Here is a 19,665-nt window from a genome sequence, read left to right as displayed (position 1 = left end):
CAGGGCGCGAAGCTGCTACATTGGCAGCCCGCGCCCTTTCTTTTTATCCCCTTCCAATGATCCTGACCCGTCCCCCCGTCCTTGCTGGAGCGACACGTTGACCGCCCCTGAATTGCACTGGGAAGAACAAGACGCTCCCCGTTCCGCCCGCTGGCGCTCCGAAACCGGCGCCACGCCGCCCAAGCGCGTGGTGGTGGCGGACGACACGCTGACCGCGGACACGGCCTATCGCTACGCCTGCGAAGGCGTCGGCCTGCTGTGGCGCGGCGACTTCCAGAACGCGCGCCAGCTGCTGCAAGCCATGACCCGGCGCGTCGACAAGCGCCCGCGCAAACCCGTGGACACCTTGCTGGAAGCCTTCAACCAGCATCGCCAGGTGCAGTCGCAACGCGCCCGCATCCTGGGCATGCTGCTGATTCCGTTCGACGCCGGGCACGGCATTTCGCTGCGCCGCGCGCCAGACGCCCGGCAAGCCTGCGAAGAAGCGCACGGCCCTGCCGACGAGCCCTACGTGGCGTCGCTGCGCGAACTGCTGGGCCTGATCGGCGCCTTTGAATGGCGCAAGAAGGGCGTGGAGATCCCCGCCCTGAACAACCGCATCCACCCGCACTACGGCGTGTTCTCGCCGCTGCGCGGCGAATACGTGGATCTGGTGGCGAACACCCCGATGCCGCGCGGCAGCGTGGCCTTCGATATCGGCACCGGCACCGGCGTCCTGGCAGCCGTGCTGGCGCGCCGCGGCGGCAAGCGCGTCATCGGCACCGACACGGATCCCCGCGCGCTGGCCTGCGCCCGCGAAAACCTGGAGCGCCTGGGCCTGTCCAAGCAGGTCGACATCGTCGAAGCGGACCTGTTCCCCGAGGGCCGGGTATCGCTGGTCGTCTGCAACCCGCCGTGGCTGCCCGCCCGCCCCAGCTCGCCCGTCGAGCACGCCGTCTACGACCCCGACAGCCGCATGCTGCGGGGCTTCCTCAACGGTCTGACCGCGCATCTGACGCCCAATGGCGAAGGCTGGCTGATCATGTCGGACCTGGCGGAACATCTGGGCTTGCGGACCCGCGAGCAGCTGCTGGAAATGATCGACCAGGCTGGCCTGCGCGTCATCGAACGCATCGACACGCGCCCCACGCACGGCCGCGCCAAGGACGCGAACGACCCGCTGTATGCGGCGCGTTCGAAGGAAGTGACGTCCTTGTGGAGATTGGCCGCGGCCTGATCGCGGAGTGCGTTTGCTTTCCCCTGGGGCCTGTCCGCGGGGAAAGCGTCATTTCTCTGGCGCGATGTGTTGAAGCGGCCGCGATGTAGACGGGTCACGACGGCCCGGTTTCGGCCATGAGCCGTCAGCCAGGGCTGACGGCTCTGTGTAAGACCGACCCAGTGGCCGAGGGCGCATGTCGAGTCCGTCCGGATCGAACAGTTCAACAATTTGTATGGAGCTTGGCGGTAAAATTTGACTGCCTATAGGGAGTATGGCGCTCACTCTCCCCTCTCCCAACCTTTTTCAGCGTTGCCATTTTTTTAAGCAACCACTAGATGAAGGCATGGGAAACTCCCCAGAGCGCAAGGTGGAATCGAGCAGCGTGATCTCACACTCGTCGGAATCGGGCTGATGCTTTTCGTGGCCCTCACGGCTATCGTTCGTTTATCTTTGCCTGGCCGACGAGTGGCAAATGAAGCTGCTGAAGCAGCGTTTTGAGGAAATGATGAATTTTTGGGTCCCTGTAGTCTTCGGTACGTTCAAGCTCCTCGTGTTGGGCACGGGCATGTTTCTCGCCATCAAGTCCCATTACGATGGAGAAAAAAAGGACAAGGAGAAGGAAAAGGAGATGAAAGCACCGTAGTGGAGACCTCGTTGGGACGTCCTGATCGAGGTGTTCGATGCAGAGGGGGTAGCCGTGTCGGATGCTCTCGTCCAGATCGTCGAGCTGCTCCAGTGCAGACACCTCGCTTCATGTCTGCTCGCGGCAAGCCGAACTGTCTGGTATACCCCCTGCGCAGCCGGCGGCTCAAAGTACATAACTCAGCCATCGTCAAAAACGCTGCCGGGGCGGCTGATTTCGCTTCATTGGCAAATGGCACGCACAGATTTATGGAAGCATGCCATGCGGTCCGAACGGCGGTTCAGAGTCGGACGCGGACGGCCACCAAGGTTTGCAACCGGCCAGAGGCGGACATGAACTCTAGATGTTCTCTGCTAGATAGCGTCCGGGCGTGACACCAAATGTTTTTTTGAATAGCGCAATAAAGGCACTGACATTGTCGTAGCCAAGTTCAAGAGCGATTGTTGTCACCGATTTTCCGGCAGCCAAGAGCTCCAATGCACGCAGCAAGCGTGTCCGCTGTCGCCACGCGGTGAAGGTAAGTCCGGTTTCATCCACAAACTTTCGGCTCAGCGTGCGCGGAGTGATATGCCCCCAAAATGCCCACTCTTCTAACGAGCGTTCATCAGCAGGTTGTTCGGTGAGCGCAATTGCGATACGTTGCAATCGACTATCCGCAGGCATGGGAAGCCAGAACGTGTCCACTGTGGATTCTCCAATTTCATCCAGTATGACTTGAGCCAAACGCAGTTGGCTCGGTGTTAACACGCCCATTTCCCAGTCGCCGGCACGGAGTACAGCCTCACGTAGCAGAGGGCTCACTTCAATTACGCGCGGCTCCTTGGGAAGGCCAATACTGGATTGGGGTGATACATAGACAGTCCATCCATTGAATGCGCCATGCGAGCGACCTTCATGTGTCACCGATGGTGGAATCCATACCCCACGGGAACATGGCACAACCCAAGTCCCCATGTGCGTATGCACGCTCAGCAGGCCAGATAACAAACCGAACAGCTGCCCGCTTGGGTGGTGATGTGGGCCAGACTCTCGGGATGAGCTTTCACTGCCGGCCACTGCAATCAATGGTGGATTACTTCCATCTACAAAGCGCGCCTGGTCCAACTTATCGATAAAAGTGATTGATGACACGGATTGGCGTAATTGAGCTATTTAATGGCATAAGTAGTCTATCACCCCCACCGTTATTGGCCATATGCTTCGCCTCAGATTCTTAAATGCGAGCACAAAAATGTCCAAACAACTGACCGATATCGCCCAGCTGGCACAGATATATGATCCGCCCTCGGAGAGGATTACTAAAGGAGTGCTGCCGCAGTTGATGCCATTCCATCGTCGGTACCTTGATGTTGCAACCTTTTTCTGTGTGGCTACCGGTAGTGCCGACGGACTGGATGCATCGCCGCGCGGTGGTCCTCCCGGCTTTGTACACGTCCTCGATGACAAGCACATTGCGTTTGCTGATTGGCCTGGAAATAACCGCATAGCGTCGCTGACAAATCTTGTTGAGGATGACCGCATTGGCATGCTTTTTCTTTTCCCAGGACTCGAAGTGTTTATACGCATCAACGGCCATGCGGCCATCAACACGGACGAAGAATTGCTTGAAGTGTTGAAGGAAAAAGACAAGACACCAAAATGCGCAGTCGTTGTCAGAATTGACGAAGTGCTATTCCATTGCGGAAAGGCGATTAACCGGGCGCAGCTTTGGGCAGAATCGTCACGAATAGAACGAGACCAAGTCCCTACGCCAGGTCAGATTGTTGCCGCGATGACGGGTGCTGGGGCCGACATGACGCAACAAGTGGACGAGGGTTATTACAAATCTATACGCAATGATCTGTATTAACCCATGCGAAAACCTTAAGTAAACCAGTGAGCGTTACATTAAATTGACTGGCGGACTGTACGGCTATCGGTCCCTGACTCACGGCGCAATGGACCTACGCACACGAGATAGAGCGCGGCTCCGGCGATCCACACCCACCCGTTCCAGCCATTCATCGAAGCCGTGTAAATGGCGGCGATGAACAGGGGGCCCATGATCGACGTCAAACTGGCGAGTGCTGCTAAGGTGCCTTGAAGCTGACCCTGGCGCTCCCCCTCCACTTGCGCAGACAACATCGCTTGCAGCGCTGGCATCCCGATACCGCCAGACGCAAGCAGCACCATGATCGGAAATGCCATCCATCCTCTGGTTGCAAAGGCCAGTAGGACGTAGCCGATGGCATCGGCAGCGACCCCCAAGATAAGCACGCGCTTTTCCCCAAACCGGACGCAGAGCGGGCCCGTTGCCACCGCTTGAATAAGCGCGTGCAAAATACCAAATGCGGCCAGCGAAAGGCCTATAGCCCCCGCATCCCACCGAAAGCGGTCTTCGCCGAAGATTATCCAAACGGTCGCCGGCACTTGGCCGACGAACTGCATGATGAAGAAGATGGTCATGTAGGAGACAATTACTGTCTTTCCACGCACCCATCGGAACGATGCGACTGGATTGAGTGCCTTGAAGGTTATGGGCTGCCGCTTGCCCACGTGCGATTCCCGCAATAGGAAGCAGCCCATTAGAAAATTCAGGCCGTTCAAGAACGCGGCGGCAAAGAAGGGCAAATGCGGGGAGACGCCGCCCATGAGCCCGCCTATCACTGGGCCCGCGACCATGCCTAGACCGAAGCAGGCGCTCATCAGCCCGAACCGGCGGGCGCGTTCGTCGCCCTCCGTTATGTCCGCGATGTAAGCGCCTGCCACTGCGCCGGTCGCGCCAGTGACGCCAGCCACGATCCGCCCGATATACAGGATCCATAAAGACGAGGTCGTTGCCATGACCAGGTAGTCCATGGAGGCACCGGCCAAAGACATGAGAAGAACTGGCCGCCGCCCGAAACGGTCGGACAGTGCCCCAAGCATCGGGCCGCAAATGAATTGCATCAGCGCATACAGCGCGAGCAAGACGCCGTAATGGCCCGTGATGTCGTTCGCGTGGACCAGGTCGCGCAAGAGCGCGGGCAATACGGGCATGACCAAACCTGTACCCACAGCGTCTAACGTCACAGTGCTCAGCACCACAACGAGGGCCTTTCCGGACTTCACATTGGTTCCCACAGTAAACGAAGTTCTTTATCATTGATAATTTCTTCCAAGAAGATAATTTATCATTGATAAATTATCAAGGACCGGCAGGAGACTAACGTGACCAAATTGCAGCCGGATGTCGTGATCCGAGCCGGCCTAGAGCTACTGAACGATGTCGGCATGGATGGGCTGACCACGCGCAAACTGGCAGACCGCCTGGGGGTCCAGCAACCCGCGCTCTATTGGCATTTCAAGAACAAGCGCGCCTTGCTGGATCAATTGGCCGAGGCGATTCTGCTCGAGAATCACACGCACTCCTTGCCTAGGCCTGAGGACAGCTGGCGCTCATTTCTCCAAGGAAATTCCCGCAGCTTCCGGCGTGCATTGCTCGCCTACCGCGACGGCGCCCGCATCCACGCTGGCACTCGCCCGAGCGAACCTCAATTCAATGCGCTGGAAGCGCAATTGCGCTTCCTTTGCAAGGCCGGATTCACGCCCGCCGACGCAGCCTACGCGATGATAACGATCAGTTGTTTTACTGTCGGAGCCGTGCTTGAACAGCAGGCCGGCGAGGCCGACGCGCACAATCGTGGGGTTTCCAAGCCGGAGGCGCAATTGCAGGTGGCGCCGCTTCTCGCGGCGGCTTTACAAGCCTTCGACGATGGTGGGCCCGATGCCGTTTTTGAATACGGCCTTGCGACCATCATCACCGGTCTGGAGACGAAGTGCTGATCTTGCCCCGGGGGCATTCGTCCTGGATTTCCGTTCGAGCGGCCACAACCGACCAGAAGCGGTCCCCTGGATCACCGGGGCAGCGATCCGAACGACGGACCTAGAATCGGAGTCCAACAGGGATATGGCTGAGGACGTGGGCCAACCCCAAAGCTAAACGCAAAATACATGCCACGCCAGCGTGGCCGGTGGGAGACGCTGGCGGTCCACCGTTCAGGATCGGAAATCGGTCGCGGCGGAAATCGTGCTGGAATATCGCCGGTTTCTATGAGGCGAATTCGGCGCGCACGGAAGCAAAACGCGCGGTATATGCAGCGTTTCCCGCCCTTATCACTTCAACATTCAGCAGCCACAGCAGCATACTTCCGGCCGGCGCTCGCCCAAGCCATAGCAGCTAGGCCTAGAGCGATCAGCGAGAGTATTGCGCCCGCCCAGTTCGGAGACGCGAATCCGAATCCAGCCGCGATCGTCGCACCGCCGACCCAGGCACCGATGGCGTTTCCAAGATTGAACATGCCGATGTTCACGGACGCCGCCATAGTAGGGGCGCCGGCGCTGTTGGCTCGGTCCATGACTAGCTTTTGAATCGGGGAGACAGTTGCGAACCCAAATGCGGCCATGAGGAAGACGGAGATGGAAGCGACGGCACCGCTACTTACACCCACCCAAAAGACGAGTAGGACTACGGCCTGCCCGGCGAGCGTCACGAAGAGCGTCCCAAACAGGGAACGGTCCGCGAAGCGGCCACCAATCCAGTTCCCTACAACCAAGCCCAGACCGAAAAGCACCATCAGCCGCGCCACGCCTGCGTCTGAGAAGCCTGCTTCCTCGATCATCATTGGGGCGATGTAGGTGATGGATGTGAAAAAAGCTGCCGGGCCGAATACGGTGATTCCCATGGCCAACAGCACTTGAGAGTCCATGAAGGCCCGAAGCTCCGTTTTCAGTGCGATCGCTTTTCCTGCCTCGATCCGCGGAACAAGCAGCGCCACACTGATAGCGGTAATAAGACCGATCGCGGCGATCAGCCAGAAAACCAGTCGCCAATCATAGACCTGAGCTAACCAGGTGCCGGCGGGCACGCCGAACAAATTCGCCATGGTCAGGCCTGAAAACATGAAGGCGATCGCGCTCGCCTGGCGGTCCTTTGCGACAAGCGATGCAGCGATGATTGACCCGATGCCGAAGAATGTGCCGTGGTTGAAGGCTGTGAGGATGCGGCCGGCCAACGCGATAGGCAGGGTAGGAGCAAGGGCGGTGAGCGCATTGCCCAACGTAAAGATGATTGCCAAGCCGAGCAGCATCTTCTTTCTCGGGACCTTTGCGCCCAGCACGGTCAGGATGGGTGCTCCGATAAAGACGCCCAGGGCGTATGTGGTTGCCATGAGGCCCGCTGTGGGAATTTCGACACCGAAATCCTGGGCAATCTGGGGAAGTATGCCGGCGATGACGAATTCGGTGAGACCAATCCCGAACGCGCCAATCGCCAGCGCAAACAGTGCTACTGGCATAAATCGATTCCTTTCTACAATGTATCTTCCGAACGTCGTTCGGTTATATTCATTTTATGAGAGACAAAATTCGGACGTAAATCGAAATGACACAACAGCAGAAAGAAGCAGACGCAGTTCGGCAAGTTCGGCACAAACCCGCGGAACTGGACGCGATTGACCGAAAAATTTTAGGTGCGCTCGCCCAGGATGCGTCGCGAAGCTACGCCGACCTCAGCGAAATCGTTCACCTCTCCAAACCCGCGGTACATGATCGAGTGAAGAGGCTCAGGCGGGAAGGAGTGATCAAGGGAACCGTGGCTATCCTGGACGGCTGCAAACTCGGGAGGACGCTTCTGACGTTTCTCGTGGTGGACACGAGCAGCTACAACGCGACGCGCCAATTGTTGGCACTGGCTGGACGGCCTGAAATAGAGGAACTTCACACGGTGGCGGGCGACGGCTGCCTGCTGATCAAGGTGCGCGCGAATGACACAGAATCGCTGGAGACCCTGCTGATGGAAATTCAGAGCCTGGAGGGGGTCCGATCGGTGCGCAGCTACATTGCCCTTTCCACATTTTTGGAACGTGGGCCTTCGCCAGGCTGATGCAAAAGCGAGCCGGTTATCGCGGCATCCACAAAGTTAGCTCGCGTCCGAGCGATGCAAGTGCCCTTTATGTGCCAGAGGTTTTCGGATTGCAGCGCCAAACGATCTCCCTGCGAGCATGCGGCAGTTGCCGCGAGCAGACCAGTGGACATTCCGCCCCGAGCCACGTGGACAGTCTCCAAGCACAGGCGCCTCAATGATGGGGCATTTCCGTTTTGACATCCTTCTGGTTTGTTTAGCCGACAAACGTCTTTCGGAACCCGTATGTCAGGACATCAAAGGATGCTGCGCAAGAACGACGAGAGTGCCGGTGGGCGTGCTCTTTGCGCAAAGGTGCTTTCTCTCGCACCGCCGCCGCTGACTCACACGCGGGCTGGAGCGCCCGGGCCGCTTTACGATGTGCATTTGCATTTGCTAGCGCGTGTTGCGTTGGCCTGCGTTGCAAATCGAAGCCCCCTTGCCTGCCCAGTTGACCTATGCTGGTCTGCCCGGCCCTCCGCGGCCGCCTTCGGGAGGAGCTGCGCATGTTGGACCATATCGAACTTCACGTGAGTGACTTTGAGCGCAGCCGGGCGTTCTACCTGAGTGCGCTCGCGACTATCGGTTATGTACCACGCAAGGCGTTGCCCACCGGCATGGGCTTTGGCGTTGGCGAGCCCGACGACGCCGGCGACCCGGGTGGCGAATTCTGGATTCACCAGGGCACGCCCAGCACCCCACGCGTGCATGTGGCCTTTCGGGCCCGCAGCCGCGCCGAGGTCGACGCCTTCCACCGGGCGGCTCTGGCGGCCGGCGGTAGCGATAACGGCGGGCCTGGCATTCGCCCGCAATATCACCCGCACTATTACGGCGCCTTCATCTTGGACCCCGACGGATACAACGTTGAGGCGGTGTACCACCGCGCCGTCTGATCGCGTTATGCCCCTTCCGCTCAGGCGCGTTTCGGAACGTCGATCGCAGCCCCTTGCGTCGTGTCCACGACAGCGGCAGCTCCCGAAGGGTGCGCAGACCGGCCGCAATGCTCGATCAAGAGTTCGGTGAGGACCCGTATCTTCCGTGCGGGATGCTGACCTGGCGGGCGGATGACATATGCCCCTGCCGGGGGTGGGGGATGACGGGTCATGATCGGCACGAGCGCGCCGGATGCCAGATGTTCATGGGTGAGGCAATCGGGCAGGTAGGCGATCCCGAGTCCTGCGGTTGCGGCGGCGACTAGCGCGGTGCCGTTGTCGGCCTTGAAGCGCCCCTGCGGACGAACGGTGACGATCTTGTCGCCATCCAGGAATTGCCAGGTCTCGGTGCCCTGCATGAGGGCGGGATGGGCGACGAGTTCCTCGGGCCGCTCAGGCGACCCGTGCGCCTTGATGTAGTCCGGACTCGCGACGAGCTTCCCATGGATCGGGCCGATGCGTCTTGCGATCAAGTTGGAGTCCGGAAGATAGCCAACCCGTATCGCGCAATCGTAGCCCTCCGCGATGAGATCAACGAAACGATCGCTGTAGCACGTCTGGATGTGAAGCTGAGGATGGCGTCGCGCCATTTCCGCGAGTATGGGAGCGAAGTGAGTCGGGCCGAAAGAAAGCGGCGCGGCCACTCGCAAGCGGCCGCGAAGGTCGCCGGCGGGCAGGATCGTTTCCCTGGCCGCCTCGATCTCGGCGCAGACTCGGGCTGCATAGTCTCGGAACGTGGCTCCGGCTTCCGTGAGAGCAGCCCCGCGGGTAGACCGCGCAAGCAACTGGACGCCAAGTTCCGCTTCGAGCCGAAGGAGCCGACGGCTGACGATCGACTTGGACACGCCGAGCCGGAGCGCAGCAGGCGAAACGCCCCCGGCATCGGCAACTTCTACGAATGTCTGCAGCTCTTCGATGTCCAATTCGGCGTTCCCCATTTCGCGACACAGCTCGCCACGGAATGGTACTACCGCATCGAACACGGGAAAGCAATACTGCATCCAGGCAACGTCGCCGCTGGCGCATGTTTCCTTGAAAACCAATCCCGCCCACCACGGCAACAAAGGATGCATCAATGACTTTTCGTAACGGCCTTGCTTCGCTTCTTCGTCCGGAAGACTCGGTACTCGTTCTGATCGACCATCAGCCTTACCAGCTCGCGAACGTGAACAGCCACGAACCGCAGATGGTGATCAACAATACGGCGGGCCTGGCGAAGGCGGCCAAGGCTTTCGGCGTTCCCACCATCCTGACGACGGTGATCGCCGAGCGGGGAGGACTCCTCTTCCCCCAGATCACGGAGGTGTTCCCCGGCCAGGAGGTGATCGATCGTACGCTCATCAACACCTGGGAAGATCAGAAGGTGGTCGACGCGGTCAAGGCGACGGGCCGCAAGCAGTTGATCATTGCTGGCCTGTGGACCGAGGTGTGCGTCGCGATGCCGACAATCCATGCCCTCGGCGAAGGCTGGGACGTTACCGTGATCACCGATGCGTCGGGTGGTGTTTCGGCCGAGGCCCATCAGGTCGCCATCCAGCGCATGATTGCGGCCGGCGCAAACATGATGACGTGGCTGGCGCTGGCGTCCGAATGGCAGCGCGACTGGGCTCGGACCGATCAAGCCGCCGCGCTGACGGAGGTAATCACGCAGCATGCCGGCGGCAGCGGCATCGCGTTCCTGTGGGAGCAGCAGTTGCTCAATACGCCCGTGCCTGGCAACGCGCGATGATCTGAGCGGGGATGATGAGGTTCTCTGGCGACGCGTTGCGGGCACGCTGCTTGCTTACCGGGCCTCGTCATCCCCCTCTTTGCACGCCGCGTCCAGCCCCCTACGCCCTTCCCGCCGCCACATTCACGCTGATGGCAATGATGAACACATTGAAGAAGAACGCGATGACTCCGTGCGTGAGCGCCATGCGCCGCAAGCGGCGATTGACGATCTGCACGTCCGACACCTGGAACGTCATGCCCAGCACCAGCGAGAAATACGCGAAGTCCCAGTAGTCCGGCTCTTCGGTGCCCGGAAAATCCAGGCCCTTGTGCATGGCGTTGCCGTGGCCGTAATAGCCGTGCGCGTAATGCAGCGCGTAGATCATGTTCATGTACAGCCAGGACAGCACGATGGTCGCGGCGGCGGCCAGCATGTCCACCAGGGCGCCCGCGCTGCTCCCGGCGCCCAGCTCCACCCACAAGGCCACCAGCACCATGCAGGACAGCGCCACGCTGCTCCACAGCACGCCGGTGCGCCCCACGTCCTGCTGCTTCGCATGCATGCGCATGTCGGCCGGGCTGGTCTGGCCGAACACCCTGGCGGTCAGCAACAAAAACACGATCGCTCCGGCGTCAAAGCCCAGCAGCATGGCCAGGCTGGGCGACAGGCCCAAGGCGTACAGGCTGCCGCTCACGGCCAGCAGCAGGACGGCGCACAGCATCAGGCGCCGGTGCGCTTGGAAGAACGGCAAACGGCCGACGGACGGCGATCCGGGTCCGGCTGGGTCATCCCTGAGCGGCAAGGACATGGCGGGCTCCTACCTGGGGCAAGAGCCCTAACCCTAACCGATACCCAGCAAACCGGCCAGCGCGCCCGCGAACAGCAGCCACAGCGGGTGAATGCGCGTCGCGCTGCCCAGCAGCGCCACCGCGGCGGTGATGGCGCCCAGCAGCCAGGTATGCACCGAGGCCTCCGTGATCAGCGCCGCGCTGGCCGCCACCAGCCCGACGGTCATCGGGAAGATGCCCGCCTGGATGACGCCGCGCCACGGACGGTCCTTGAAGCGTTCCCACAATCCCAGCGCGAGGACGGTGATGATCGAGGACGGCCCGAACTTGGCGATCGTCGTGGCCAGCATGCCCATCCAGCCGGCCACATGCCAGCCCACCAGCGTGACCACCATCAGGTTGGGGCCCGGTGCGGCCTGGCCCAGCGCGAACAGCGCGGAGAAGTCCGCCGCCGTCATCCAGCCGTGGACTTCCACGACCTGGCGCTGCATCTCGGGCAGGATGGTGTTGCCGCCGCCAAAGGCCAGCACCGACAGTTCGGAAAAGATCAGGACCAGGGCAATCAGCGTGTGGATCATCGGCGTTGCCTCCAGACCATCAGGATGCTGAGCGGCGTCAGCACGGCCATGGTCGGCAGCAGCGGTATGCGCAGCACGGCGATGGCGATGAAGCAGGCCACGGCCACGACGCCGGCCAGCCAGTCGCGGCGCTTGACCACCGGCAGGCCGATCTTCACCGCCATCGAGATCAGCAGGCCCGCGGCGGCCGCCGCCAGTCCGGCGAACAGGTGCTGGATGTGCGGGTCGTTCTGAAAGCGGTCGTACACCATGCCCAGCATGACCACGATGATCGACGGCGCCAGGATCAGGCCCATCAGCGCCGCGAAGGCGCCGCGCGGGCCGCGGAATTTCATGCCCAGCGCCACGGACAGGTTGATGATGTTGCCGCCGGGCAGGAACTGGCACAGGCCCAGCAGCTCGGTGAACTCGGCGCCGCTCAGCCAGCGGTGCTTCTCGACCACCATGCGGCGCGCCAGCGGCAAGGCGCCGCCGAACGCCGTCAGGCCGAGCATGAGGAATCCGTAGAACAATTGCCCGCAAGTGGGGGGAGGCCGAAGTCCGGCCTCTGGGGTGAGGGGTGCTGCATTCATCTTTTTTTTGCCGGCCGGGGCCGGTGAGGAGGGGCTGGCGCCGGGGTGGATAACGAGACTGCAGCCTACTCTTCGCACTAGATAATGTCTAATATATGACTAGTTAATGAATCATATCGGTTGAATATGGCATCCGTAGACTTGCGCCTGCTGCGCTACTTCCTGGCGGTGGCCGAGGAATCCCACCTGACCAAGGCCGCGGCCCGGCTCGGCATCCGCCAGCCGCCGCTCAGCCAGCAGATCCGCGTGCTGGAGCAGGAACTGGGCGTGACGCTGTTCCACCGCCTGCCGCGCGGCATGGAGCTCACGGAAAGCGGCCGCGCGCTGCTGGAAGACGCCCGCAACATCATCGCGCTGGTGGACCAGGCCGTCGACGGCGTGCGCCGCGTGTCGCTGGGCGAGGCCGGCCGGCTGACCGTCGGCTTCACGGGGTCCGCGGCCTTCCACCCCTTTGTGCCGTCGGTCATCCGCCGCTTCCGGGAAAGCGCGCCGAACGTGCGCCTGGTCCTGGAGGAAAGCAGCACCGGTGAACTGATGGAGGCCGTGGCCGAGGGCCGGGTGGATGTGGCCTTCGTCCGAGGCCCCTATGGCCCCGACCGGAGCGTGGTGGTGGAAACGGTGCTGGAGGAAACCATGCTGGCCGCGTTTCCGGCGGACCACCCCGCCGTCAAGGGACGGTCGCGCAAGCGCATCGCGCTGTCGGAACTGGCCGACGAGTCGCTCATCCTGTACCGCCGCCACAGCGGGCCCGGCCTGTACGACGCCATCATCGCGGCTTGCGGCGCCGCGGGCTTCAGCCCCCGCATCGCCCAGGAGGCGCCGCGCATGCTGTCCACGCTGAGCCTCGTCGCGGCGGGCCTGGGCGTGTCGCTGGTGCCCGCATCGCTGCGGCGCGTGAACATCGAGGGCGTGGTGTACGTGAGCGTGACTCACCCGGCGGAGCTGCGCGCCCCGCTGAACCTGATCTGGCGCGACGCCCCCCTATCCGGCGCCACCACCAAGCTGATCGACGAGGTGCGGCGGCACCGGGCAGCGTCCGAGGCGTAGGGCGCTACACTTCCCGGCAATCCGCATTCTCCTCCCAGCCATGCTTTCCGAATCCCCCCTCGGCGTATACGACTCCGGCGTCGGCGGCCTGAGCGTGCTGCGCGCCATCCGCGACGCCCTGCCCCACGAACCGCTGCTGTACGTGGCCGACTCCGCCCACGTGCCCTATGGCGAAAAAACGCAGGAATTCGTGGAACAGCGCGCCTGCGCGATCGCCGACTATTTCGTGTCGCGCCAGGCCCGCGCCATGGTGGTCGCGTGCAACACCGCCACCGCCGCCGCCATCGCCCTGCTGCGCCGGCGCCATCCGGCGCTGATCATCATCGGGGTCGAACCCGCCATCAAGCCCGCCGCGCACCTCACGCACAGCGGCGTGATCGGCGTCTTCGCCACCACCGGCACGCTGGCCAGCCCCAAGTTCGCCGCGCTGGCGCAGCGCGAGGCGCCCGAGGTGCGCATCCTGCTCAGGCCCTGCCCGCAATGGGTGCGGCTGGTCGAACAAGGCGTGCTGTCCGGCCCCGAGGCCGAGGCCGCCGTGCGCGCGCCCGTGGCCGAATTGCGCCAGGCCGGCGCGGACGTGCTGGTGCTGGGCTGCACGCATTTTCCATTTCTGCGCGACGAAATCCAGGCGGCGGCCGGCCCCGGCGTGCCGCTGCTGGAGACCGGCGCGCCCGTGGCGCGCCGGCTGCGCCATCAGTTGCAGGAACGCGGCCTGCTGCGCGGGCAAGGTCCGGCCGAGCTGCGGCTGGAGACCACCGGCAGCGCGAACGCCCTGGGCGAACTGGCCAGCCGCCTGCTGGGCCAGCCGCTGGGCGCGGCCGCCACGCCGGAACGCTGGCGCGGACTGCCTCGGGATTGATCCCGCGCATCCGGGACGGGATCAATCCGGCCAATAATGGAATACAGTGGAACGCGCCGCCTTCCCGCGGCCAGCCCAGAAAGGAGACGCCCATGAAACGCATCCTGATCCCCGTCGACGGCTCGCAGCCGGCCATCAACGCGGTCAAGGCCCTGCTGGAAGCCCGCCGCTATGACCCGGTCGAGCGCGTGGACTTGCTGACCGTCCAGATTCCCTTGAAGGCGGGCACGCTCGGACGGCGCCTGGCCCAGGCCGAGATCGACGCCTACCACGAAGAAGAAGGCCAGGCCGCCCTGCAGGCCGCCAGCGCCATGCTGACCGGGGCGGGCGTGCCTTTCGAGACGCACATCGAGGTGGGCGCCGCGGCGGAAACGATCGCACGCCTGGCCGAAGAGACCGGCGCCAATGAGATTTTCATGGGCACCCGCGGCCTGGGCTCGGTATCGGCATTGTTCATGGGCTCCGTGGCAACCGGCGTCCTGGCGCTGACGGAACTGCCCGTCACCCTGGTCAAGTAAGGCAAAGGAGCATCCATGCTGAACATCCTTGTCCCCGTCGACGGCTCCGAGAATGCCGACCGCGCCGTCGTGCACGCGCGCCGCCTTGCCCAGGGCGCCAAATCCGCGCGCATCCATCTGATCAACATCCAGACGCCGCCGCGCGGACGCGCCGGCCTCTCGCGCCTGGTCACGCAAGACATGATCGACGAGTTCTACGCCCGCGAGGGCCAGGAGGCCATGGAAGAAGCGCGCAAGCTGCTGGACGCGGCCGGCGTCGACTACATGAGCGGCGTCGTCTTTGGGCATGCGGCAACCGAAATCGCCGGCTATGCGCAAGACCACGGCTGCGCCCGCATCGTCATGGGCACGCGCGGCAACGGGACGCTGGCCAACATCCTGATCGGGTCCGTGGCCAATCAGGTAGTGCAGCTGGCGCAGGCGCCGGTCACGCTGGTGAAATAAGGCGGCGCGCCGGCCCTACGCGGCCGGCAGCCACAGCGACACCCTCAGCCCGCCCAGCTCGGAGCGATCGGCGCGCACCTCTCCGCCGTAGGTGCCGGCCAGGTCGCGCACGATGTCCAGGCCCAGCCCGGATCCCGGCCGCTGCTCGTCCACGCGCACGCCGCGCAGGAAGATGTGCTCGCGTTCGTGGTCCTCGATTCCGGGGCCGTCGTCCTCGATGTGGATCAGCAGCCGGCCCGGACCGGCCTGGGTCGCCGAGATCCGCACCTGCTTTTCCGCCCATTTGCAGGCGTTGTCCAGCAGGTTGCCCAGCATCTCCTGCAGATCCTGCGATTCGCCTCGGAACGCCAGGCCAGGCGGAAAGTCCGCCGCCTCGATGCGCAAGCCGCGCTCGGCGTACAGGCGCCGCATGACCCGCAAAAGCCCCTGCACCGGCTCCGGCAGCGGCGTGCGCCCGTCGGCGGCGCCTGACGAGGCCGCAGCGCGGGCGCGCGCTAGATGATGGTCGATCTGGCGATTGGCGGCGCCGACCTGCTCCTGCACCAGCGCCGCCCACGCCGTGTCTTCGCGCGCCGCGGCATTGGCCAGGATGGTCAGCGGCGTCTTGACCGCGTGCGCCAGATTGCCGGCCTGCGTACGCGCGCGCTGGACGATCTCGGCGTTCATCGCCAGCGCCTTGTTGAAATCGTCGACCAGCGGCTGGATCTCGCTGGGGAAGCGGCCTTCGATACGGCTGCTGCCGCCGGCATTCTGTGCGGCCAACTGGCGCCGCAAGCGGGCCAGCGGCCGCAAGCCCACGACAACCTGCACGACCGCCGCCAGCGTCAGCCCAGCCGCCAGCACCCCCAGCGCGATCGCCAGCATGCGGTTGAAGCGCCCGATGGGTTCGGCCAGCACCTGGCGGTCGGCGGCCACGATCAGGCGCAGGGGCGCGGCGTCCTCTTCGGCCGGCTTCAGCACGCGCGTCAGCGCGGCCAGCTCGCGCCCCTCGGGCCCGGCGATATCCTGGGCCTGGTCGCCCTCGGCCGCAACGCGCGTCGGCGCATCCAGCGTCTGATCCCACAATGAACGCGAACGCGCCACGCCCGCCGCGGCGGGCCGCAAGCCGTCGGGCAGCCGGTCGATCTGCCAATACAGGCCCGACAGGGGCTGCTCCAGTCGCGGATCGCTCAGCGGCGGAGCGACAACGGGGCGTCCGTCCGCGCCGACGTTGACCGCGGCGGTGAGCTGGTTCAGGTGCAGCGTCAATTCGGACTGCAATTGCTGGGTGATGTGCTGCCGGAACAGGCTGGCCAGGCCCCAGCCGGCCAGCGCCACCGACAAGACGATCCACGCCAGCGTGCCTGCCAGCAACCGCAGCCGCAGCGACCCCGTCCCGCCCGCCCGCGCCGCCTTCATTCCCGCGCCGCCAGCCGGTAGCCCAGTCCGCGCACGGTCTCGATGGTGTCGGGCGGCAGCTTCTTGCGCAGGCGGCCGATGAACACCTCGATGGTGTTGGAGTCCCGGTCGAAATCCTGCGCGTAAATGTGCTCGGTCAGTTCCGTGCGCGACACCACTTCGCCCGCCCGCTGCATCAGCACCGCCAGCACCTTGAATTCATGGCTGGTCAGGTTCAGGGCCTGGCCGTCGATGGTGACCTTGGCCTGCCGCGTATCCAGCATCAGCGGACCGCAGCGCCACTGCGCGCTGGCATGCGTTGTGCTTCGGCGCAGCAGCGCGCGCACGCGCGCCAGCAGTTCTTCCATGTGGAATGGCTTGGCCAGGTAGTCGTCCGCGCCGGCGTCGATGCCCGCCACTTTCTCGTACCAGCTGTCCCGCGCGGTCAGGATCAGCACCGGCATATTGCGTCCGGCGGCGCGCCATTTCTTCAGCACCGTCAGCCCGTCCATGACCGGCAGGCCCAGGTCCAGCACCACTGCGTCGAACGCTTCCACATCGCCCACGTAGCGCGCCGATTCGCCGTCCGCGGCCGTGTCCACCGTGTAGCCCGCGCCGCGCAGCGCATCGGCGAGCTGTCCGGCCAGCGTGGGTTCGTCTTCGACCACCAGTATGCGCATCAGTCCCTGCTCTTGAATTTGATGTCGCGGCCCTTGACGGACAGCACCGTGCCGTCGCGCGCGTCGATCTTGAGCTTGAGGATGCCGCCGCCGCTTTGCAGCACGCGGATCTCGTAGATGAATTCGTCGTCATCTTCTTCGAATTCGACCTTGACCACCTGTCCGGGAAATTCGCGCTCGACGATGTCCAGCACCGCCCCCAACGGCAGCACCTTGCCGGCCTGCAAGGCCTGGCGCGCGCGTTCGTGATCGCTTTCATCGGCCCGGCCGCTGCCCGGCCCGATGGCCAGCGCCAGCGCAAGCGCGCAGCAAGACAGCAGGATGCCGCCGCGCCTACGCAGGTTCATGCTGTTTTCCGGGGTGCCGCAATGCCGGGCCTCTTGATGAAAGGGGGAGGAAAGGAGCGTCTTTTATACCGCGCAATGGATGAACCTCGCATGAACGGCGGCTTCAGAACAGGTTCATGCGCGCCCCCCAATAATGGCCACAGGGTCGTAGCAACGGCCTGAACCACCCCTGAAATCCCAAGGAGATATCCACCATGACGCGCATTCAGAAAACCCTGGCAGCCCTGGCAATCGGCGCTTGCGCACTGGGCGCCGGCGCCCCGGCCTTCGCGCAGGCCGCCTCGCAGGCCCCGGCGGCGGCCGCCACGGCGCCCGCCGCCGCCGCCCCGATGCTGACGATCCGCCAGGTCTACGACAAGATGGAAGCCGCCGGCTACCGCAACATCTCCGAGATCGAGCGTTCCAGCAAGCACGGCTACGAGGTCAAGGCCTACGACCCGCAGGGCCAGCGCGTCAAGCTGCGGGTCGACCCGCAATCCGGCGCGGTCACGCGCAGCCGCTTCGACGATTGAGGCCGGGCGGGCGGCGGGAGGCCCGCGTGAGTATGATGGGACAGACAGACTGCCCTGGAGTCGCATCATGCACATCCTGCGTATCCCGCTGGCGGCCAGCCTCATGCTGGCCGCGCTCAGCGCCTGCGGCGAAGTCGCCAAGCTGCCGGTCGAGGCCGGCATGGGCCCGAACCCCCAGCTTCCGCCCCCCAACACCACCCTGATCCCCACCGTGAACACAGCCAAGGCTGTCGGCTGGCCCCCGGGCGCGCACCCCGTGGCCGCCGCCGGCCTGGCGGTGAACGCCTTTGCCGGAGAACTGGACCATCCGCGCTGGCTGTACGTGCTGCCCAACGGCGACGTGCTGGTGGCCGAGACCAACGCGCCGCCCAAGCCCGAGAAAGCCTCGGGCGGCCTGAAGGAGTGGGCCACCGGCATGGCAATGAAGCGGGCCGGCGCCAAGACGGTCAGCGCGAACCGCATCACGCTCTTGCGCGACGCCGACCACGACGGCGTGGCCGAAACGCGCACCGCGCTGCTGGAAGGCCTGAATTCCCCCTTCGGGATGGCGCTCATCGGGCAGCAGCTCTATGTGGCCAATGCCGACGCCGTCATGCGCTTTCCCTACGAAACCGGCCAGACCCGCATCGACGCCCCCGGCGTGAAAGTCACCGACCTGCCCGCCGGCATCAACCACCACTGGACCAAGAACCTGCTTGCCAGCGCGGACGGCGCCAAGCTGTACGTGTCCGTCGGCTCCAACAGCAATGTGGGCGAGAACGGCATGGACATCGAGGAAGGCCGCGCCGCCATCTGGGAACTGGACGTGGCCAGCGGCGCCAAGCGCCTGTACGCCACGGGCCTGCGCAACCCGGTCGGCATGGCCTGGGCGCCGGACGGCAAGACGCTGTGGACGGCCGTCAACGAACGCGACGAGCTGGGCAGCGACCTGGTGCCCGACTACATGACCTCGGTGCAGGACGGCGGCTTCTACGGCTGGCCTTACAGCTACTTCGGCCAGCACGTCGACACCCGGGTCGAGCCCCAGCGGCCGGAGCTCGTCGCCCGCGCCATCGTGCCCGACTACGCGCTGGGTCCGCACACCGCCTCGCTGGGCCTGGCCTGGTCGGCCGGCGCCAGGCTGCCCGAGCCCTATGCCGGCGGCATGTTCGTCGGCCAGCACGGCTCGTGGAACCGCGATCCGCGCAGCGGCTACAAGGTGATCTTCGTGCCTTTCGACCAGAACAAGCCCGGCGGGCCCGCCCGCGACGTGCTGACGGGATTCCTCAACGAAAGCGGGCAGGCGCAAGGCAGGCCGGTCGGCGTGGCGGTCGACGGACAGGGCAGCCTGCTGGTGGCCGACGATGTGGGCAACGTGATCTGGCGCGTCAGCGCGCAGCCTTAGCCGAAGGCCATCTTCGCGGATGCGTAAATCATTCCGAAAAAACTGCCCGAACAACCCAAGCGGGGGCGAAATTTTAACCACCCGCGACAAAAATATACCGGGGGGTGCATTATTAATCTAAAAAATAATAAAAAGTGGGGGGATTATGTCGGCTG

Annotated in this window: 23 protein-coding genes; 13 read left to right on the top strand and 10 right to left on the bottom strand. The window is 63.9% G+C overall.

Annotation, left to right across the window (positions count from 1 at the left end; all coding sequences use genetic code 11):
- The first annotated feature begins 97 nt into the window (after positions 1-97).
- Both ACFWP0_RS29280 and ACFWP0_RS29275 read left to right on the top strand, forming a co-directional pair.
- Positions 98-1,216 (top strand): methyltransferase, encoded by a 1,119-nt coding sequence (locus ACFWP0_RS29280; RefSeq protein ID WP_377848222.1) that lies wholly within the window; start codon positions 98-100, stop codon positions 1,214-1,216.
- Between the two features lie 454 nt (positions 1,217-1,670).
- Entirely contained in the window at positions 1,671-1,841 is a 171-nt protein-coding gene (locus tag ACFWP0_RS29275; protein ID WP_377848221.1) for a hypothetical protein, read from the top strand.
- A 339-nt stretch (positions 1,842-2,180) separates the two neighbouring features.
- Here the strand turns inward: ACFWP0_RS29275 and ACFWP0_RS29270 are convergent, their stop codons facing one another.
- Positions 2,181-2,972 carry an AraC family transcriptional regulator gene (locus tag ACFWP0_RS29270; protein ID WP_377848219.1) on the bottom strand — a complete coding sequence of 264 codons (792 nt, stop codon included), beginning with the start codon at positions 2,970-2,972 and terminating at the stop codon, positions 2,181-2,183.
- Positions 2,973-3,072: 100 nt separating this feature from the next.
- On the opposite strand from ACFWP0_RS29270, the gene ACFWP0_RS29265 reads away from it, so the two are divergent.
- Entirely contained in the window at positions 3,073-3,690 is a 618-nt protein-coding gene (locus ACFWP0_RS29265) for an MSMEG_1061 family FMN-dependent PPOX-type flavoprotein (RefSeq protein ID WP_377848217.1), read from the top strand.
- A gap of 38 nt (positions 3,691-3,728) precedes the next feature.
- Here the strand turns inward: ACFWP0_RS29265 and tet are convergent, their stop codons facing one another.
- Positions 3,729-4,931: a Tet(A)/Tet(B)/Tet(C) family tetracycline efflux MFS transporter gene (tet, locus tag ACFWP0_RS29260; protein WP_377848216.1), complete on the bottom strand. Its 1,203-nt coding sequence runs from the start codon at positions 4,929-4,931 to the stop codon at positions 3,729-3,731.
- Between the two features lie 99 nt (positions 4,932-5,030).
- Here tet and tetR point away from each other — a divergent pair, with 99 nt between their 5' ends.
- Positions 5,031-5,645 (top strand): tetracycline resistance transcriptional repressor TetR, encoded by a 615-nt coding sequence (gene tetR, locus ACFWP0_RS29255; RefSeq protein WP_377848215.1) that lies wholly within the window; start codon positions 5,031-5,033, stop codon positions 5,643-5,645.
- A 335-nt stretch (positions 5,646-5,980) separates the two neighbouring features.
- Here the strand turns inward: tetR and ACFWP0_RS29250 are convergent, their stop codons facing one another.
- Positions 5,981-7,156: an MFS transporter gene (locus tag ACFWP0_RS29250; protein ID WP_377848213.1), complete on the bottom strand. Its 1,176-nt coding sequence runs from the start codon at positions 7,154-7,156 to the stop codon at positions 5,981-5,983.
- 86 nt (positions 7,157-7,242) lie between these two features.
- Between ACFWP0_RS29250 and ACFWP0_RS29245 the strand changes: the two genes are divergently transcribed.
- Entirely contained in the window at positions 7,243-7,743 is a 501-nt protein-coding gene (locus tag ACFWP0_RS29245; protein ID WP_377848212.1) for an Lrp/AsnC family transcriptional regulator, read from the top strand.
- Between the two features lie 524 nt (positions 7,744-8,267).
- The gene (locus ACFWP0_RS29240) at positions 8,268-8,654 is read left to right on the top strand and encodes a VOC family protein (protein ID WP_377848210.1); all 387 of its coding nucleotides are present in this window, start codon (positions 8,268-8,270) and stop codon (positions 8,652-8,654) included.
- Positions 8,655-8,674: 20 nt separating this feature from the next.
- Here the strand turns inward: ACFWP0_RS29240 and ACFWP0_RS29235 are convergent, their stop codons facing one another.
- Positions 8,675-9,616: a LysR family transcriptional regulator gene (locus tag ACFWP0_RS29235; RefSeq protein ID WP_377848246.1), complete on the bottom strand. Its 942-nt coding sequence runs from the start codon at positions 9,614-9,616 to the stop codon at positions 8,675-8,677.
- A gap of 152 nt (positions 9,617-9,768) precedes the next feature.
- Here ACFWP0_RS29235 and ACFWP0_RS29230 point away from each other — a divergent pair, with 152 nt between their 5' ends.
- Positions 9,769-10,422: a hydrolase gene (locus ACFWP0_RS29230; RefSeq protein WP_377848209.1), complete on the top strand. Its 654-nt coding sequence runs from the start codon at positions 9,769-9,771 to the stop codon at positions 10,420-10,422.
- 100 nt (positions 10,423-10,522) lie between these two features.
- Here ACFWP0_RS29230 and ACFWP0_RS29225 read toward each other — a convergent pair whose 3' ends face one another.
- Genes ACFWP0_RS29225 through ACFWP0_RS29215 form a run of 3 tightly spaced genes read right to left on the bottom strand, consistent with a single transcriptional unit; the run spans position 10,523 to position 12,342 of the window.
- The gene (locus ACFWP0_RS29225; RefSeq protein WP_377848207.1) at positions 10,523-11,212 is read right to left on the bottom strand and encodes a DUF1345 domain-containing protein; all 690 of its coding nucleotides are present in this window, start codon (positions 11,210-11,212) and stop codon (positions 10,523-10,525) included.
- A gap of 33 nt (positions 11,213-11,245) precedes the next feature.
- Entirely contained in the window at positions 11,246-11,770 is a 525-nt protein-coding gene (locus ACFWP0_RS29220; protein WP_377848205.1) for a chromate transporter, read from the bottom strand.
- The gene (locus tag ACFWP0_RS29215; protein ID WP_377848203.1) at positions 11,767-12,342 is read right to left on the bottom strand and encodes a chromate transporter; all 576 of its coding nucleotides are present in this window, start codon (positions 12,340-12,342) and stop codon (positions 11,767-11,769) included. Before ACFWP0_RS29215 ends, ACFWP0_RS29220 begins: the two co-directional genes overlap by 4 nt.
- 126 nt (positions 12,343-12,468) lie before the next feature.
- Here ACFWP0_RS29215 and ACFWP0_RS29210 point away from each other — a divergent pair, with 126 nt between their 5' ends.
- The 4 genes from ACFWP0_RS29210 (at position 12,469) to ACFWP0_RS29195 (ending at position 15,210) form a co-directional block, all read left to right on the top strand.
- Entirely contained in the window at positions 12,469-13,389 is a 921-nt protein-coding gene (locus ACFWP0_RS29210; protein WP_377848201.1) for a LysR substrate-binding domain-containing protein, read from the top strand.
- A 40-nt stretch (positions 13,390-13,429) separates the two neighbouring features.
- Positions 13,430-14,248 (top strand): glutamate racemase, encoded by an 819-nt coding sequence (gene murI / locus ACFWP0_RS29205; RefSeq protein WP_377848199.1) that lies wholly within the window; start codon positions 13,430-13,432, stop codon positions 14,246-14,248.
- Positions 14,249-14,340: 92 nt separating this feature from the next.
- Positions 14,341-14,766, top strand: coding sequence for a universal stress protein (locus ACFWP0_RS29200; protein WP_377848197.1), 426 nt, complete (start codon positions 14,341-14,343; stop codon positions 14,764-14,766).
- A gap of 15 nt (positions 14,767-14,781) precedes the next feature.
- Positions 14,782-15,210 carry a universal stress protein gene (locus tag ACFWP0_RS29195; protein ID WP_377848196.1) on the top strand — a complete coding sequence of 143 codons (429 nt, stop codon included), beginning with the start codon at positions 14,782-14,784 and terminating at the stop codon, positions 15,208-15,210.
- A gap of 15 nt (positions 15,211-15,225) precedes the next feature.
- On the opposite strand, the gene ACFWP0_RS29190 is transcribed toward ACFWP0_RS29195, so the two are convergent.
- From ACFWP0_RS29190 to ACFWP0_RS29180, 3 genes are read right to left on the bottom strand one after another with little or no spacing between them, the layout of a single operon-like run.
- Complete coding sequence (locus tag ACFWP0_RS29190) at positions 15,226-16,608, bottom strand: sensor histidine kinase (RefSeq protein ID WP_377848194.1); 1,383 nt, start codon at positions 16,606-16,608, stop codon at positions 15,226-15,228.
- Positions 16,605-17,267, bottom strand: a complete 663-nt coding sequence (locus ACFWP0_RS29185; protein WP_377848192.1) for a response regulator transcription factor — start codon at positions 17,265-17,267, stop codon at positions 16,605-16,607. The genes ACFWP0_RS29190 and ACFWP0_RS29185 overlap by 4 nt, the downstream gene beginning before the upstream one ends.
- A complete protein-coding gene (locus ACFWP0_RS29180; protein ID WP_377848190.1) occupies positions 17,267-17,614 on the bottom strand; it encodes a PepSY domain-containing protein in 348 nt (115 codons plus the stop codon). Before ACFWP0_RS29180 ends, ACFWP0_RS29185 begins: the two co-directional genes overlap by 1 nt.
- Before the next feature lie 194 nt (positions 17,615-17,808).
- Between ACFWP0_RS29180 and ACFWP0_RS29175 the strand changes: the two genes are divergently transcribed.
- Both ACFWP0_RS29175 and ACFWP0_RS29170 read left to right on the top strand, forming a co-directional pair.
- Entirely contained in the window at positions 17,809-18,126 is a 318-nt protein-coding gene (locus ACFWP0_RS29175; protein ID WP_377848188.1) for a PepSY domain-containing protein, read from the top strand.
- A gap of 67 nt (positions 18,127-18,193) precedes the next feature.
- Positions 18,194-19,510 carry a PQQ-dependent sugar dehydrogenase gene (locus ACFWP0_RS29170; RefSeq protein WP_377848186.1) on the top strand — a complete coding sequence of 439 codons (1,317 nt, stop codon included), beginning with the start codon at positions 18,194-18,196 and terminating at the stop codon, positions 19,508-19,510.
- Positions 19,511-19,665 lie beyond the last annotated feature (155 nt).

The sequence above is a fragment of the Achromobacter sp. NPDC058515 genome, from assembly GCF_042721735.1.
Taxonomy (GTDB): Bacteria; Pseudomonadota; Gammaproteobacteria; order Burkholderiales; family Burkholderiaceae_B; genus Achromobacter.
This window is presented reverse-complemented; position numbering and strand designations above follow the sequence as displayed.